Here is a 16,320-nt window from a genome sequence, read left to right on the forward strand (position 1 = left end):
GGAGGTGAATTGTTGGATGTCGGAGGGGAGCCGGGACCACCACTCGGAGAGCCAACGCACGACACACCAGTAGAAATCAAAGGACCGGAGGCAAACCACTTGCCCGAAGTGGGGTCTTTGCCGGAGAAAGATGGATAGACCTTGCAACTGTTGAAACACAGGAGCCCACCTGTGTAGCCAGCACCGCCCTGATACTGACCCTCACCGGCGACGGTAGAGCCAAGAGGCGCGGGACACTCAGGAGGCTTGCATTGACCGTCCTTGAGAACTTGACCCTCAGGGCACTTGCAGACGCCATTCGTCAATGTCTGACCGCTGGGGCACTGTGTCGGGGGGTCATAGGGCACAACGCATTCATTCCCGACCTTGACCTGACCTGTAGGGCAGTTGGGGTCCTGCGGATCACCCGGGCCGTAGTCCACCGGGATACAGACGCCCATAAGCTCGCTGTACACATAGCCGACCCTGCACTGGGGGGGCGGCTGGCACGCGCCGTCTTTTTCGATGTAATCAAGAAAACACTGACAAGACATCGGGGCCGACAACCAGCTATTAGCTGGGCACACCTGCACGACGCGAGAGCTAAGAGCCTGGTTGCCAATGACGGCGTAGTTACAGCGCGGATTAGAGCCGCTGTACGTAATACCCAAAAAAGAACGAGCCGTGTAAACACGGCACGCAGTCTCCATATCAGTGCGCCAGCCATCCTCAGCAGTGATGAGAGATGACCGCCACTCTGTTTGCGATGTCGAAGGCAGGAGAGCCCAAGCAGAGGATGCAAAAAAGAGAGCGAGCGCGCATGCAATCAGGCGGAAAAGATGAGCCATGCTGCCCCCACCAGTGCAATCACGATCCAGATACCACCTACGTCCGCCATGCTTCCTCCAGCTGCTTACCAATGCACACGGGCCCATGTGCATCAGAAAGCATCCGGTCAGAACGCGCGGCGCACCCACTTGTAGAGGGCGATGCCGACGAAGACCAGGACCACAGCGGCGCCAATGGCCATCACTGCGGTCTTGGCTGCGGCAATCTCGGCATCGATTTCGGTGGTGTCGATGGCAGCATGGGCCATCGCGGTGCCAACCAGGGCGCCCAGGACGAGGGCGCCTTGGGACACACGGCTGTAGCCGCGGCGGATCAGTTCGTTGGTTTTCTTCATGGTGATGGTTCCTTTTCAGGTTTCAGGGTCGCCGCCATTAAGGGCTTTGATCGCTGCGCGCGCCGTGAAGGCCGCAGCCCAAACGGTGAGAATCGCAACGCTCAAAAGACCACCTTCCGTGGCGGACATGCGGAAGGGGGATGCAGTGGCTCCCTGGTGCTCAGCGAGCGTCAGGAGCACGTAATCGGTTGGCTCACACTCGACCGCGCTTGTCACGACGAGCGTGGATTCAGGCGTGATGGAAAGACAGCGCATCAGAGGTCAGCCCGGTGCAATTGATCGAGGTCCACGACCATCGGTCGATGCCATGGCTCGGTGTGGTCTTCGATCAGTTGAGCGCAGGATTCGAGGTCCTGCACTACCCCGGCTTCGCGCAGCAACATGACCCATTCCGGCTGCCCGTCGATGAACGACGGGGCCAGGAACTGGCCCGTGGTGCCGGACTGGATCACGCAGCGCATCACGCGGCCTTTTGCGCGGCCTGGGGCCGGATGGCGAGCAGTGTGAGCTTGGTCGTGTTGTCAGAGCCGGCCACCACGTCGAAATCACATTCGACCGGGATGCCGGTGAGAGGCCAAGAATTTTTCAGGTGCTTCCACTTGTCGAATTCGCCCGAGGTGCCGAGCTTGAAAGGTCGCGTCACGACGCCGAGGCTTTCGCCGAACGAGCTTTCGCCGAGATCCACAGAAAGGTGGAACTTCGTGCTGTCGAAACCTCGACCGTCAATCTCGCCTTTGCTGGTTTGGATGCCGTGGAGGACGGCTTTGCTGGACATGCGCATGATGGTTTTTCCTTTAAGCGGCCTGGTACACGCTGAATCCCGGGCGGCCTGTCCCGGAGCGAGAAACGTCTTTGAAGCACTGTTCGTAGAAGGCGCGAACCTCTGTCGGTTTGAACTTGGCCAGGCGACCGGGCAGCTTTGCGCCTTCGAGCATGTCAACGAGCGCATCAGCGCCGACATGGCGGAACACGAGAGCAGCGGTCGCAAGCGCGGTTTGCGAGAACCAACGCACATTGCGGGTTACTTCGGCTTTGATGGTCTCGACCGGCAAACGCTGCTGAACCTTGATGGGCTCGGGCACCGCTTGGCCTTCGGCTTCGCGCAGAACCTGGGCATGCCATTCACTGGCGCCAGCGAAGTAATCGGCCGGTCGATTGAGAACATCGGCATCGAGCACACGCAGCTTGTTGCCATAGCGAAGCTCGACCCGGACCCAAGGATTGCCGGACTCCCAGCCAAATAGCTGGTGACCTTTCTCGTAAACGTTGGTTTGCTTGCCGGCCTCACGGCTGCCGAAGTAGAAGGAGCGCTCGCGGTTGAGCGGCCAACGGCCAACCTGGTTGCACACTGGACGCTTGCCGTAAACGTCCATGAGCCCGGCCATGTAATCGCTGACTACACGGTCCATGCCGCCAGCGAAACCATCGAAGAAATCAAGCGCGAGATCAACGCGGGTAATCGTGGCTTCGGTCTTGCGCACGAGGTCGGCCAGCCGGTGGTTGAAGCCTGGACGAGCAAACGTGCAGGCCGTGCCGTACACGTTGGCATGAAGGGTGCTGGCTTGAGCTTGCTGACGCGGGCTGTCGCCGGAGGCGAGATAGCCCACCCAGCCGCACTCAACATCGTTGCGAACGATGCTCCAGCGGAAACGGTAGAAGTCATGGCCCTTGCGCACTTCAGGGCACACGCTGAAATCAGGCCCGAGGGCTTCGCACACTTGATCGGCCAGGGCCTTGGCTTGCGTGGAAACGGTGAAATCCGCGTCAGGCAGGGCGCGCAGCAACTCGGACATACGGTCCAAACGCAGGCGGTCTGCATAGCTCTGAGGCAGTGGGAACAGATCGTCAATCGCAGGAGCTGGAGCACGCTTCACCTTTGCGGTGAAGCGGACCCAATCGACATGGACCACCGAGGCTGTACGACGACGCTCAGCCTTGAGACGGACAGCAACTTCATTCCCATCCAGAACAAGGTCGGAAAGCTTGGCTCGGGTCATGCGTCAGACTCCGTGGAAACGTTCTCCCCGTGATTACCATCGGGGAGGGCTGACGCCCCGGCGCGGCCGGCGCCATCGCAAGCTCCCGCACCGGCCGCGCCGGTTGCTGCCGAGAAATCCGCAGGCGCACAGGTGCAGCGGCCGTCAACACCCTGGCAGAGACGCACGTTCCGCGAAGGCGCGGAAATGCGGCCATGGAGCGGACCGAGAAGGTCCAACTGCCACATTTCGAGACCGTCGGCGGTATCCCAGGCAGTGACGATGCGAGCGCAGCAAACCGTATGACCGATCCGGGCCTGAACGTGGGTCGGTTTGATCGTGATGCGCTCGCCACGGATGTGACCGATCACGATGGATAGGGCGTGGTCTGCGTGGGTGTAGGCGTAGGTCATGCGGCACCCAAAGCGCACCAGGCGCCACCAGTAACGAAGCCGATCGCGAATGCGAGAAGCAAGAAGCCCAAGTTCATGCCGCACCCCGCTGGTTTTCGAGGTGCAGGCGGACAGCCAGCCAGGCCAGGTAGTTGGTGCCCCCCGCCCTGGCCGCGACCTGGCCCGCCAAAGGTTGCTTCGCGGCTGTGACAGTGGGAGGGGGACTTAAGCGGATGGCCTCGACGAACTCAGCGTCGAGGATTTGGGAGACGGTGCGAAATGCCATCATTGGCCCCTGACCGGAGGAACCATGATCGAAGTACACGCCTTCACGTTCTGGGGGATCACAGCCATGGCCGTGATCGGAACGCTGCTCGCCCTTGCAAACCTGTTCGTGAAAGACAAGGCCGCAGAGGAAAAATCGAAGAAGTGGTATGTGCCGGAGCACCGGCCACCAGGTGAGGCGCCACCGGGGTACCGGTGGGTGCTGGTGAAAGACGAGTGAAGCATTGGCGGGCCCTTGACTCAACAAGGTGTTAAGCCTAGTAAAACCTCAACACCCTGTAAAGCCAAAACTCAACAGGGTGTGAAACAATCAGCCGCACCTTGACAAGGGGAACCAAACATGCCGCACACCATCGACCTACTGGAAAAAGCACTAGCAAAACAGAAGGCTGCAAGCTGGTGCCGTCAGTTCAACATCACTGAAGCCGCGATATCAGCAGCGAAGAAAAGAGGGCGCCTAAGCCCTACGCTAGCTGGGATATTTGCTATGGAAATGGGTGCAGACCCGATCTACTGGACTGCTGTTGCAGCAGCCGAAGCAGAACCGCCAGGACCACTAAGAGAACGACTAGAAAAATCCCTTGAGCGCCGCAAAACGGTGCTTTGATGACAGGCCTTTGCCTGCGACGATTGCCCCCATGAAAATCCTCCGAGGCCTCTGGAACCGCGACGCAGCCGCCCCGCACGGCTGCGCGCTGACCATCGGCAACTTCGACGGCGTGCACCGTGGTCACCAGGCCATGCTCGCCCTGCTGCAGAACGAGGCCCGCCACCGCGGCGTGCCCACCTGCGCCCTGACCTTCGAGCCCCACCCGCGCGACTTTTTCGCCGCCGTGCACCGCAAGCCCGAGCTGGCACCGGCCCGCATCGCCACCCTGCGTGACAAGCTGCTGGAGCTGGAACGCTGCGGCGTCGACCAGTGCGTGGTGCTGCCCTTCAACGCCCGGCTGGCGGCCCTGCCGCCGCAGGCCTTCATCGACGACATCCTGGTCAAGGCCCTGGGCGTGAAATACGTGCTGGTGGGCGACGACTTCCGCTTCGGCGCGCAGCGCGCGGGCGACTACGCCCTGCTCGACAGCGCCGGCCAGCGGCTCGGCTTCGACGTTGCCCGCATGCAAAGCTACGAGGTGCACGGCATCCGCGTCTCCAGCTCGGCCGTGCGCGAGGCGCTGGCCGCTGGCGACATGGACCGCACGGCCGCGCTGCTGGGCCGCCCCTACAGCATCAGCGGACATGTGGTGCACGGGCGCCAACTCGGGCGACAGTTGGCCGAGAGCCGACCCGGTGCGGGCGATGGCTTCCGCACCCTGAACCTGCGCTTCGCGCACTGGAAGCCGGCCGCCAGCGGCATCTTCGCCGTGCACGTGCACGGCCTGCACCCAGACCCGGACGCGCCGCCGCTCAACGGTGTGGCCAACCTCGGCATCCGCCCCTCGCTAGACCCCGACGACGTCAACGGCGGACGGGTGCTGCTGGAAACCCACTGCCTGGACTGGCCCGCCGAACTGGCCGCGCACCTGCCGCAGGGAGAGGCCTACGGTAAAATCATCCGGGTGGAACTGCTGCACAAACTGCACGACGAGCTCAAGTACCCCAGTCTCGACGCCCTGACCCAGGGCATCGCCAAAGACTGCGACGATGCGCGCGCGTTCTTCGCCTCCCTGCACGCGCAGACCCGCCGCCAGACCACGCGCGACCGAATTCAGGGCTGATCGCCGCCCGGTCGCCGCCCCCGACAGACTCAGGGCGAACGGTCCCTTCCTTTGTGCTCGCCTGTCCTGCCGTCCGGGCTTGAGTCTGTCGACACCCCGATCCCGAGATTCGAGACTCATCATGTCCGACCAGAAAACCCCCGCCAAATCCGAGGCGAAAGCCGACCCTTCGGGCGGCGCCTACCGCGCCACGCTCAACATGCCCGACACCCCGTTCCCGATGCGCGGCGACCTGCCCAAGCGCGAACCGGGCTGGGTGAAGGATTGGAACGAAGGCGGGCTGTACCAGCGCCTGCGGATGGCGCGTCGCGGCGCCCCACTGTTTGTGCTGCACGACGGCCCGCCCTATGCCAACGGCCAGATCCACATGGGCCACGCGGTCAACAAGGTGCTCAAAGACATGATCGTCAAGAGCCGGCAGTTGGCCGGCTTCGACGCGCAGTACATCCCCGGCTGGGACTGCCATGGCCTGCCGATCGAGAACGCCATCGAGAAAAAACACGGCCGAAATCTGAGCCGTGATGACATGCAGGCCAAGAGCCGCGCCTTCGCCACCGAACAGATCAGCCAGCAGCGCGAAGACTTCAAGCGCCTGGGCGTGCTGGGCGACTGGGAACGCCCCTACCTGACCATGAACCCCGGCAACGAGGCCGGCGAAATCCGCGCCTTCAAACGCGTGATCGAGCGCGGCTTCGTCTACCGTGGCCTCAAGCCGGTCTACTGGTGCTTCGACTGCGGCTCCTCGCTGGCCGAATTCGAGATCGAATACGCCGACAAACAGAGCGACACGCTGGACGTGGCCTTCGAGGCCGACGATCCGGCGAAGCTGGCCGCCGCCTTCGGCCTGGCCGCCCTGCCCGAGGGCAAGAGCGCCTTCGTCGTCATCTGGACCACCACCGCCTGGACCATCCCGGCCAACCAGGCGCTCAACGCCCATCCCGAACTGGACTACGCGCTGGTCGACACGCCGCGCGGTGTGCTGCTGCTGGCCGAGAGCCTGGTTGGCCCGTGCCTGGAGCGCTTCGGTCTTGAAGGCACCGTGCTGGCCACCGCCAAGGGCGAAGCCCTGGGCGGCCTGGCCTTCCGCCACCCGCTCTATGACGCCGACGCCGGCTACCGGCGCCTGTCACCGGTGTACCTGGCGGACTACGTGAGCGACAGCGACGGCACCGGCATCGTGCACTCGGCGCCCGCCTACGGTGTGGACGACTTCAACTCCTGCGTCGCCAACGGCCTGCCATACGACCAGATCCTGAACCCGGTGCAGGGCAACGGCACCTACGCGGCCGACTTCCCGCTGTTCGGCGGCCTGCACATCTGGAAGGCCGTGCCGGTCATCCTGGATGCGCTCAAGCTCGCCGGCCGGCTGATGGCCACCCAGCGCATCACCCACAGCTACCCGCACTGCTGGCGCCACAAGACGCCCGTGATCTACCGCGCCGCCGCGCAGTGGTTCGTGCGCATGGACGAAGGCGAAGGCGTGTTCACCCAGCCGGGCGCCAAACCCGCGAAGACGCTGCGCCAACTGGCTCTGGACGCCATCGACCACACCAGCTTCTACCCTGAGAACGGCCAGGCCCGGCTGCGCGACATGATCGCCAACCGGCCCGACTGGTGCATCTCGCGCCAGCGCTCCTGGGGCGTACCGATTCCCTTCTTCCTGCACAAGGACTCGGGCGAGCTGCACCCGCGCACCATGGACATCCTGGACCAGGCGGCCGACATCGTGGAAAAAGGCGGGATCGAAGCCTGGAGCCGGGTGACGGCCGAAGAGATCCTGGGCGCCGAGGACGCGCCGCACTACACCAAGAGCACCGACATCCTGGAAGTGTGGTTCGATTCCGGCTCCACCTTCTGGCACGTGCTGCGCGGCTCGCACGCCCACGCCTACCCGAACGGCGCCGCGCACGCCGAAGGCCCCGAGGCCGATCTCTACCTGGAAGGCCACGACCAGCACCGCGGCTGGTTCCACAGCTCGCTGCTGCTGGCCAGCGCCATCTACGGCCGCGCGCCCTACAAAGGGCTGCTGACGCACGGCTTCACCGTGGACAGCCAGGGCCGCAAGATGAGCAAGTCGCTGGGCAACGGCATCGACCCGCAGGAGGTCAACAAAAAGCTGGGCGCCGAAATCATCCGCCTGTGGGTGGCCGCGTCCGACTACTCCGGCGACATCGCCGGCGACGACAAGATCCTGGCCCGCGTGGTCGACGCCTACCGCCGCATCCGCAACACGCTGCGCTTCCTGCTGGCCAACACCAGCGACTTCGACCCCGCCACCGACGCCGTGCCGCTGGACCAGATGCTGGAGATCGACCGCTACGCGCTGGCGCGTGCCGCCGAGCTGCAGGCCGAAATCCTGAAGCACTTCGACGTCTACGAATTCCACCCCGTGGTCAGCAAGCTGCAGGTGTACTGCTCGGAAGACCTGGGCGCGTTCTACCTCGACGTGCTCAAGGACCGGCTCTACACCACCGCGCCCAAGAGCCTGGCGCGCCGCAGCGCCCAGACCGCGCTGCACCAGATCACCCACGCCATGCTGCGCTGGATGGCGCCGTTCATGAGCTTCACGGCCGAAGAGGCCTGGCCGGTGCTGGCCGGTGTGCAGAGCCAGGGCTCGATCTTCTTCGAGACCTTCCTGTCCCTGCCCTCGCCGAACGAAGCGCTGCTGGCCAAGTGGTCGCGCATCCGCGCCATCCGCGACGTGGCCAACAAGGCCATCGAGGACCTGCGCGCCGAAGGCCAGGTGGGTGCTTCGCTGCAGGCCACGCTGACCATCACCGCCGGTGCCGACGATGCGGCCCTGCTGCGTTCGCTGGGCGCCGATCTGAAGTTCGTGACCATCACCTCGGCGGTCGCGGTGGTCGACGGTGACGCCCTGCACGTCGTGGTCAGCCCGAGCACGGCCACCAAATGCGAACGCTGCTGGCACTACGCCGACGACGTGGGCCAGCACGCCGCCCACCCCACGCTGTGCGGCCGCTGTGTCGGCAACCTGGCCGAAGCTGCCGGCAGCGGCAGCGGCGAAGTCCGCACGGTGGCCTGAACATGGCCAAGAACCGATCCTCCGTCTGGCCCTGGCTGGGCCTGAGCGCGGCCATCGTGCTGCTGGACCAGTTCACCAAGGTGCTCATCCTGGGCAACTACCGGCTCGGCGACAGCACCACCGTCACCAGCTTCTTCAACGTGGTGCGGGCCCACAACACCGGTGCGGCCTTCTCGTTCCTGGCCAACGCCGGGGGTTGGCAGCGCTGGGTGTTCATCGGCCTGAGCGTGGCGGTGGCGATCTTCGTGCTGTGGATGCTGCGCTCGCACCCGGGCCAGAAGCTGTTCGCGTTCGCGCTTTCGTGCATCCTGGCCGGAGCCATCGGCAACAACCTGATCGACCGCGTGGTGCACGGCTACGTGGTCGACTGGTTGGACTTCCACTGGGCCTTCCTCGGGGGCATCTTCCCAGGGGGTCACTTTCCGGCCTTCAACGTCGCCGACATGGCCATCACGGTGGGGGCGGCCTCGCTGATCCTCGACGAAATCCGGCGCGTGCGCCGCAGCAAATAAGCCCGACCTTGCCCGCGCCGCGGGCTTTTTGGGTAGTTGCAGGAATATTCGAGCGGTTGTATATTCCTCTCGGAATATGAAACATCTGCTCAACTTGCTGGCGGCGATCGCGCTGCTGGTCTGGGGAACCTATCTGGTGCGCACCGGCGTGCTGCGGGTCTTCGGCAGCAATCTGCGCCAGATCCTGGCCATCAGCACCGGAAACCGCTATTCGGCCGCGCTGTCGGGGTTGGGTGTCACGGCGCTGGTGCAGTCCAGCACCGCCACCGCCCTGATCGTGTCGGCGTTCGTCGGACAGGCCCTCATTCCCCTGTCGGCCGCCCTCGCCGTGATGCTGGGCGCCGATATCGGCACGGCCGTGATGGCGGTGCTGTTCTCCTTCGATCTGTCCTGGCTGTCGCCGCTGTTCATCTTCGTCGGCGTGACGCTGTTCATCGCGCGCCAGGGCACGCCGGTGGGCGACGTGGGCCGCGTATTCATCGGCCTGGGTCTGATGCTGCTGGCCCTGCAACTGGTGTCGGAAGCCACGCACGTGCTCACCCGCAACCCGGCGGTGCAACTGATGCTGCAGTCGCTCAGCAGCGACCGCCTTCTGGAAATCCTGGTCGGCGCCACGCTGGCCGTGCTGTCCTATTCCAGCCTGGCGGTGGTGCTGCTGACCGCCACCCTGGCCATCAACGTGGTGGGCATCGACGTGGCCATGGGTCTGGTGCTCGGCGCCAATCTGGGCAGTGGCCTGCTGGCGGTCATCACCACGGCCGGCGCCTCGCGCCACACTCGCCAGGTGCCGCTGGGCAACCTGCTGTTCAAGGCCATGGGCGTGGCCATCGCCATCCCGCTCATTCCCTACTGGCTGCGGGCAGCGACGCCCTGGGTCAGCGACCCGGCGACGCAGACGGTGCTGTTCCACCTGAGCTTCAACCTGCTGGTCGGCCTGGTCTTCATCGGCTTCACTGCCCCGGTGGCGCGCTGGGTGGAGAGGGTCTTTCCGGTCCACGCAGGCCAGCAGCTGCACCGGCCCAACCACCTCGACCCGTCGGCGCTGGCCACCCCGTCGCTGGCCATTTCCTGCGCCGCGCGCGAGGCCTTGCACCAGGCCGACGTGGTGGAAACCATGCTGCGCGGCGTGATGACCGTGATCCGCCACAACGACCTGCAGCTCTCGCAAGACCTGCGCAAGCTCGACGACACGGTCGACGGCCTGTATTCGGCGATCAAGTACTACCTCACCAAGCTCTCGCGCGAGCAGCTCAGCGAGGCCGAAAGCCGCCGCTGGACCGACATCATCAGTTTCACCATCAACATGGAACAGATCGGCGATACGGTGGAACGCGCGCTGCTGGACATCGAGGACAAGAAGATCCGCAAGGGCCGCGATTTTTCCGAGGCAGGCCTGGCCGAAATCGCCGAACTGCACAGCCGCCTGCTGGACAACCTGCGCCTGGGCATGAGCGTCTTCCTCAACGGCGACGTGCGCGACGCACAGAAGCTGCTGGAGGAAAAGGCGCGCTTTCGCGACCGCGAGCGCGAATGCGCGCAGGCCCACCTGCTGCGCCTGAGCGACAAGACCCTGCAAAGCATGGAGACCAGTTCGCTGCACATCGACCTGCTCAGCGAGCTCAAGCGCATCAACTCCAGCATCTGCTCCATCGCTTACCCGATCCTGGACTCGGTGGGCGCGCTGGCCCCTGACCGCCTGCGCAGGGACGCCGACCCCACGGGCCTGCGGCCCTGACGCCCCTGTGCTAACCTGCCGGCCCCGCCACCGGCGCCGGTGGCCTTTCCCTGGAGACACTCATGCCCGGCCTGCTGCCCCACATCGACCCTGACGGTCTGCTCGAATTTTCGGTCGTCTACACCGATCGCGCGCTCAACCACATGTCGCGCCGCTTCCAGGGCGTGATGAACGACATCTCCACCCTGCTCAAGCGCGTCTACGGTGCCCATTCGACGGTGCTGGTACCCGGCAGCGGCACCTTCGGCATGGAAGCCGTGGCCCGCCAGTTCGCCCAGGACCGCCATGTGATGGTCATCCGCAACGGCTGGTTCAGCTACCGCTGGACGCAGATCTTCGACATGGGGCGCATTCCGGCCAGCCACACTGTGCTCAAGGCCCGCCCCACCGGCAGCGACGCTCAGGCGGCCTGGGTGCCCTGCCCCATCGACGAAGTGACGGCGGCCATTGCCCGCGAAAAACCCGCGCTGGTGTTCGCCCCGCACGTCGAGACCGCCGCCGGCATGATCCTGCCCGACGACTACCTCCAGGCCGTGGCCGACGCGGTGCACGCCGTCGGTGGCCTGTTCGTGCTGGACTGCATCGCCTCGGGCGCGATGTGGGTCGACATGAAGGCAACCGGTGTGGACATCCTGATCTCGGCCCCACAAAAGGGCTGGAGCAGCTCGCCCTGCTGCGCCATGGTCATGCTCAGCGAGCGCGCCCGCCAGGCCATCGACGCCACCCAGAGCACCACCTTCGCGGCCGACCTGAAGAAATGGCTGCAGATCATGGAAGCGTACGAAGGCGGTGGCCACGCCTACCACACCACCCTGCCCACGGACGCGCTGCAACGCCTGCGCGACACCATGAAGGAAACCGAGGCTTATGGCTTCGAGCGGGTGCGCAACGAACAGATCGAACTGGGCCGCCGCGTGCGTGAACTGCTGGAGCGCCACGGCTTCGCCAGCGTGGCCGCGCCAGGCTTCCAGGCCCCTGGCGTGGTGGTCAGCCACACCACCGACCCGGGCGTGCAGAGCAGCCAGAAATTCCTCGCCGCCGGCCTGCAGACCGCGGCCGGTGTGCCGCTGCAGTGCGACGAAGGGCCTGCGTTCAAGACCTTCCGCATCGGCCTGTTCGGCCTCGACAAGTGGCACGACGTGGACAGCACGCTGGCGCATCTGGAGCAGGCGCTGGCCCAGGTAGCGCCCGCGCCCGCCACGGCCTGAGGTGTTGGCCCGCCCCCACAGTGCGGGGGCGGTTTTTCAGCGCGATGCACAAATAGTGCACAGCCTTCACAGCCCGTTTCAGGCCCGGGTGAAAAACCCTCTTAGGATGAAGAGGCAGTCTCGGCGCACGCCATGGTCCCCATGAAGTCGCCGGGTTTGCGAATGCAATCTCTGCCAATCTTCAAGGAGGATCACATGAAAAAGGCAATCGGCATTGTCGCCACCACGATGATCATGGGCCTGTCGGCCGCTCAGGCGCAAGGTCTCTACGGCGAAATCGCCTACCAATCCCTCGATTTCGACACCAAGACCAACCCGGCGGCGGTGCGCCTGATCGGCGGTTACGAAATCACCCCCCACATCGCCGTCGAAGGCATGCTGGGTCTGTCGGCCAAGAAGGGCAAGGAAACCGTGGACGGCATCCCGGTCTCCCTCAAGGTCAAGGAACTGTGGGGCGTGTACGCCAAGCCCAAGTTCAAGGTCGGTGAATCGCTGGAGCTGTTCGCTCGCCTGGGTTACGCCGGCGCGAAAGCCAAGGCCACGGCGACCGCCTTCGGCTACACCGCTTCGGCCACCGTCAAGGACGACGACTTCTCCTACGGCGTCGGCCTGAGCTACGCGATCACCCCGCAGATGTCGATCACGGCGGACTACCTGAAGATCAGCGATGTCGACGGTTTCGCCATCGGCCTGGGCTGGCGCTTCTGAGCCTGACGCGCTCGGCACAAAACCAAGGGCTGCCACGGCAGCCCTTTTTTGTGCCTGCGGAACGGCCGCAGGTCAGGGCAGCAACACCGTGCAGCCGGTGGTCTTGCGCGCCTCCAGGCTTTCGTGCGCCAGGCGCGCGTCGGTCAGGGCAAAACGCTGATCGATGCGGATCTGCACCTGGCCACTGCCCACCACCTGAAACAGGTCGTTCGCCATGGCCTGGGTGCGTTCACGGCTGTTGATGTGGGTGAACAGCGTCTGCCGGGTCACATAGATTGAACCCTTGGGCCCCAGGATGCCGGGCGCGAACGGCGGCACCGGACCGCTGGCATTGCCGAAGCTGACCATCAGCCCGAACGGGCGCAGGCAGTCGAGCGAACCGTCCCAGGTGTCCTTGCCCACCGAGTCGTACACCACCTTCACGCCCTGGCCCGCGGTGATGTCCTTGACGCGCTCGGCAAAGTTTTCGGTCCGGTAGTTGATGGTGAACTCGGCACCGTGCGCCTCGGCCAGTGCGCACTTCTCGTCCGAGCCCGCGGTGCCGATCAGGCGCAGCCCCAGGGCCTTGGCCCACTGGCAGGCGATGAGGCCAACCCCGCCGGCCGCCGCATGGAACAGCACGAAGTCACCCGGCTCCAGACCCTCCACCGGACGGCAGCGGCGCAGCAGGTACTGCGCGGTCAGCCCCTTGAGCATCATGGCCGCACCGGTCTCGAAGTCGATGGCGTCGGGCAACTGGCAGACATTCATCGCCGGCATCACCCGCAGATCGCTGTAGCTGCCCGGCATGCCAGCGGCATAGGCCGCCCGGTCACCCGCCTTGAGGTGCATCACCCCGGGGCCGACCGCTTCGATCACCCCGGCGCCCTCCATGCCCAGCGTCAACGGCAACGGGTTCTGGTAAAGCCCCGTGCGCTGGTAGACGTCGATGAAGTTGAGGCCGACGGCCTCGTGGCGGATGCGCACCTCACCGGGCCCCGGCTCGCCAACCTCCACGGTGTCGACGACGAGTTGCTCGGGGCCCCCATGGGCGTGAATGCGCACGGCACGGCTGGTCTGGGTCATGACAGTCTCCTTGATTCACGGCAGCCCGGAACACCCGGACATCGCCCCCGATGCTGCCATGAATCCGCTGCCGTCCGCGTCGGCTGGCAGCGGCATCCCCAGAACCCCGGAGGGCTTGTGCAGGTGGTTACAGTTGGGCATGACTTCGAGTGCCCGACTGACACCCGCCACCATCGCCCTGTTGCTGGTGCCGCCCCTGATGTGGGCCGGCAACGCGGTGGTCGGGCGGATGATGTACCAGACCATCCCCCCCATCACATTCAATTTCGTGCGCTGGGTGCTGGCGGGACTGCTGCTGCTGCCGCTGGCGGGCTGGGTGCTCCGGCCAGGCAGCGGTCTGTGGGCACACCGGCGCCGCTTCGCCCTGCTGGGTCTGCTGGGCGTCGGCCTCTACAACACCTTGCAATACCTGGCGCTGAAAACGTCGACCCCCCTCAACGTGACGCTGGTCGCCGCCAGCATTCCCGTCTGGATGATGCTGGTCGGGCGCCTGTGCTACCAGGTGCCGATCTCGCGGCGGGCCGTGGCCGGTGCCTTGCTGTCGTTCTGCGGGGTGGTGGTGGTGCTGACACGCGGCCAGCTGGTGCAGCTGGATGCCATCCGCTTCGTGCCGGGCGATGGCTGGATTCTGCTGGCCACGCTGGCCTGGGCCTTCTACAGCTGGCTGCTGGTGCGCCCGCCGGCAGGTGGTTACCCGGCCCACATCCAAGGCGACTGGGCGGCCTTCCTGCTGGCGCAGATCGCCTTTGGCCTGTGCTGGTCCGGCCTGATGACCACCGGCGAATGGCTGTGGCCACAGGGCGATGGCGCCCCGCCTGCCATCCAGTGGGGCTGGCCTCTGGTACTCGCCCTGGTGTATGTGGCGACCGGTCCTTCGCTGCTCGCGTACCGCTGCTGGGGCCTGGGCATCGCGCGCGTGGGCCCTACCGTGGCCAGCTTCTTCAACAACCTGACCCCACTGTTCGCCGCCCTGATGTCGGCCCTGATGCTGGGCGACATGCCCCGCCCCTACCATGCGGTCGGGTTCTTCCTCATCGTGGGCGGCATTCTGGTGAGTTCGCGGCGCTGATCCTCAGAAACTGCCGAACAGGCTGCCCAGGGTGATCACCAGCGCCAGCGCCGGCAAAGGAAACAGGATGGTCACGACCGCGATGTCGGCGTACGACTGGCGGTGGTTGAGCTTGCAGATCGACAGCAGCGTGATGATGGCGCCGCAGTGAGGCAAGGTGTCCATGCCACCGGCAGCCATCACGGCCACGCGGTGCAGCAACTCCGGGCCAATGCCCACCTGTTGCGCCATCTGCAGATAGTCGGCGCCCAGTGTCTGCAGCGCAATGCTCAGGCCCCCCGATGACGAGCCGGTGATGCCCGCCAGCACGTTCATGGCGATGGCCTCGGAGATCAGCGGGTTGTGGGGCGACACGTTGAGCACCGCGTCGCGGATGACGACAAAGCCGGCCATGCTGGCGATCACGGCACCGTAACCCACTTCCGAAGCGGTGTTGAACAGGGGCAGCATGAAGCCGAACACGCCCTGGTTCACCGTGTCCTTCAGGTTCGTCCAGTGGCGCAGGCGCAGCACGATCAATGCGGCACAGGCCACCATCAACGCGATGATGAGCGCCCACAGGCCCATCTGCTTGGACGGGCTCAGCGCCGGGAAGCGCTCGGTCATGAACGCCAGATCCAGGCGCGGAAACACCCCATAGGTGAACACGGCGTTCACACCGATGACCAGCAGCAGCGGCAGCAAAGCCACCCACAGCGGAATCTCGGTGTGGCGGGCCTGGGCCAGGGCGCTGCCCTGCACATCGTTTTCGTCCTCGTGCTGACCATACCCTTCACCAGCCCGGCGCGCGGCCGCCGCGCGCCGCTGCAGCCACAGCATGCCGGCGGCAAAGATGCACACCGAAGCGATGAGGCCCAAGCCCGGTGCAGCGAACACGTTGGTGCCGAAGTACGGGATGGGGATCGCGTTCTGGATCGCGGGCGAACCGGGCAGCGCCGTCATCGTGAAGGTGAACGACCCCAGCGCGATGGTGGCCGGAATCAGCCGCTTGGGAATGTTGGCCGACTCGAACAGGCTGCGCGCGATCGGGTAGATGGCAAACGCCACCACGAACAGCGACACCCCGCCATAGGTGAGCAGCGCGCAGGCCAGCACCACGGTCAGGATGGCGTGGCGTTCGCCCACGCTGCGCACGATCGCCATGGCCAGCGTGTAAGCCGCCCCCGAATCGGCCATGAGACGACCGAACAGCGCGCCCAGCAGGAAGATCGGCAGGTACTGGATGACGTAGTTGCCCAGGGCCGACATGAAGGTGCTGGTGTACAGCGGCAGCAGGAAGGCGCTGTCGCCCGACAGCAGCACAGCGACCGCCGCCATCAGCGGCGCGAGCAGCAGCACGGTCACGCCCCGGTAGGCGAGCACCATGAGCAGCAGGAGAGAAACCAGGATAGCCAGCATCGTGCGCAGAAAAAATGGCTTTCGCCACTACAAAAAAAAGAGCTCGAATCTAACG

17 protein-coding genes are annotated in these 16,320 nt (G+C 65.1%); 9 read left to right on the top strand and 8 right to left on the bottom strand.

The genetic code is table 11. The features are described from left to right. Positions 1–934: 934 nt before the first annotated feature. The 6 genes from QQK43_RS05520 to QQK43_RS05545 form a co-directional block, all read right to left on the bottom strand. Entirely contained in the window at positions 935–1,162 is a 228-nt protein-coding gene (locus QQK43_RS05520) for a major capsid protein (RefSeq protein ID WP_284307002.1), read from the bottom strand. Between the two features lie 254 nt (positions 1,163–1,416). After that, a complete protein-coding gene (locus QQK43_RS05525; RefSeq protein WP_284307003.1) occupies positions 1,417–1,623 on the bottom strand; it encodes a hypothetical protein in 207 nt (68 codons plus the stop codon). After that, the gene (locus QQK43_RS05530) at positions 1,623–1,943 is read right to left on the bottom strand and encodes a hypothetical protein (RefSeq protein WP_284307004.1); all 321 of its coding nucleotides are present in this window, start codon (positions 1,941–1,943) and stop codon (positions 1,623–1,625) included. Before QQK43_RS05530 ends, QQK43_RS05525 begins: the two co-directional genes overlap by 1 nt. Before the next feature lie 13 nt (positions 1,944–1,956). After that, a complete protein-coding gene (locus QQK43_RS05535) occupies positions 1,957–3,159 on the bottom strand; it encodes a replication initiation factor domain-containing protein (protein ID WP_284307005.1) in 1,203 nt (400 codons plus the stop codon). Further along, complete coding sequence (locus QQK43_RS05540; protein ID WP_284307006.1) at positions 3,156–3,551, bottom strand: hypothetical protein; 396 nt, start codon at positions 3,549–3,551, stop codon at positions 3,156–3,158. The genes QQK43_RS05535 and QQK43_RS05540 overlap by 4 nt, the downstream gene beginning before the upstream one ends. Positions 3,552–3,624: 73 nt before the next feature. Further along, on the bottom strand, positions 3,625–3,816 hold the full coding sequence (locus QQK43_RS05545) for a hypothetical protein (protein WP_284307007.1): 192 nt from the start codon (positions 3,814–3,816) through the stop codon (positions 3,625–3,627). Between the two features lie 24 nt (positions 3,817–3,840). Here QQK43_RS05545 and QQK43_RS05550 point away from each other — a divergent pair, with 24 nt between their 5' ends. From QQK43_RS05550 to QQK43_RS05585, 8 genes are all read left to right on the top strand, one after another. Beyond that, positions 3,841–4,035, top strand: coding sequence for a hypothetical protein (locus QQK43_RS05550; RefSeq protein WP_284307008.1), 195 nt, complete (start codon positions 3,841–3,843; stop codon positions 4,033–4,035). A gap of 120 nt (positions 4,036–4,155) precedes the next feature. After that, entirely contained in the window at positions 4,156–4,422 is a 267-nt protein-coding gene (locus QQK43_RS05555) for a hypothetical protein (RefSeq protein WP_284307009.1), read from the top strand. A gap of 31 nt (positions 4,423–4,453) precedes the next feature. Further along, positions 4,454–5,527 carry a bifunctional riboflavin kinase/FAD synthetase gene (locus QQK43_RS05560; RefSeq protein ID WP_284307010.1) on the top strand — a complete coding sequence of 358 codons (1,074 nt, stop codon included), beginning with the start codon at positions 4,454–4,456 and terminating at the stop codon, positions 5,525–5,527. Between the two features lie 121 nt (positions 5,528–5,648). Continuing rightward, positions 5,649–8,570: an isoleucine--tRNA ligase gene (ileS, locus tag QQK43_RS05565; protein ID WP_284307011.1), complete on the top strand. Its 2,922-nt coding sequence runs from the start codon at positions 5,649–5,651 to the stop codon at positions 8,568–8,570. A 2-nt stretch (positions 8,571–8,572) separates the two neighbouring features. Next, positions 8,573–9,082, top strand: a complete 510-nt coding sequence (gene lspA / locus QQK43_RS05570; protein WP_284307013.1) for a signal peptidase II — start codon at positions 8,573–8,575, stop codon at positions 9,080–9,082. 76 nt (positions 9,083–9,158) lie between these two features. Further along, positions 9,159–10,817 carry a Na/Pi cotransporter family protein gene (locus tag QQK43_RS05575; protein WP_284307014.1) on the top strand — a complete coding sequence of 553 codons (1,659 nt, stop codon included), beginning with the start codon at positions 9,159–9,161 and terminating at the stop codon, positions 10,815–10,817. Positions 10,818–10,879: 62 nt separating this feature from the next. Further along, positions 10,880–12,025, top strand: coding sequence for an aminotransferase class V-fold PLP-dependent enzyme (locus tag QQK43_RS05580; RefSeq protein ID WP_284307015.1), 1,146 nt, complete (start codon positions 10,880–10,882; stop codon positions 12,023–12,025). 195 nt (positions 12,026–12,220) lie between these two features. Beyond that, the gene (locus QQK43_RS05585; protein ID WP_234267328.1) at positions 12,221–12,733 is read left to right on the top strand and encodes a porin family protein; all 513 of its coding nucleotides are present in this window, start codon (positions 12,221–12,223) and stop codon (positions 12,731–12,733) included. 72 nt (positions 12,734–12,805) lie between these two features. On the opposite strand, the gene QQK43_RS05590 is transcribed toward QQK43_RS05585, so the two are convergent. Beyond that, on the bottom strand, positions 12,806–13,798 hold the full coding sequence (locus QQK43_RS05590) for a quinone oxidoreductase family protein (RefSeq protein ID WP_284307016.1): 993 nt from the start codon (positions 13,796–13,798) through the stop codon (positions 12,806–12,808). A gap of 139 nt (positions 13,799–13,937) precedes the next feature. Here QQK43_RS05590 and QQK43_RS05595 point away from each other — a divergent pair, with 139 nt between their 5' ends. Beyond that, positions 13,938–14,867: a DMT family transporter gene (locus QQK43_RS05595; RefSeq protein WP_284307017.1), complete on the top strand. Its 930-nt coding sequence runs from the start codon at positions 13,938–13,940 to the stop codon at positions 14,865–14,867. 3 nt (positions 14,868–14,870) lie between these two features. On the opposite strand, the gene QQK43_RS05600 is transcribed toward QQK43_RS05595, so the two are convergent. Further along, positions 14,871–16,265 (bottom strand): GntP family permease, encoded by a 1,395-nt coding sequence (locus tag QQK43_RS05600; RefSeq protein WP_284307018.1) that lies wholly within the window; start codon positions 16,263–16,265, stop codon positions 14,871–14,873. Between the last annotated feature and the right edge of the window lie 55 nt (positions 16,266–16,320).

The organism is Hydrogenophaga electricum (assembly GCF_030160815.1).
Classification (GTDB): domain Bacteria; phylum Pseudomonadota; class Gammaproteobacteria; order Burkholderiales; family Burkholderiaceae_C; genus Hydrogenophaga; species Hydrogenophaga electricum.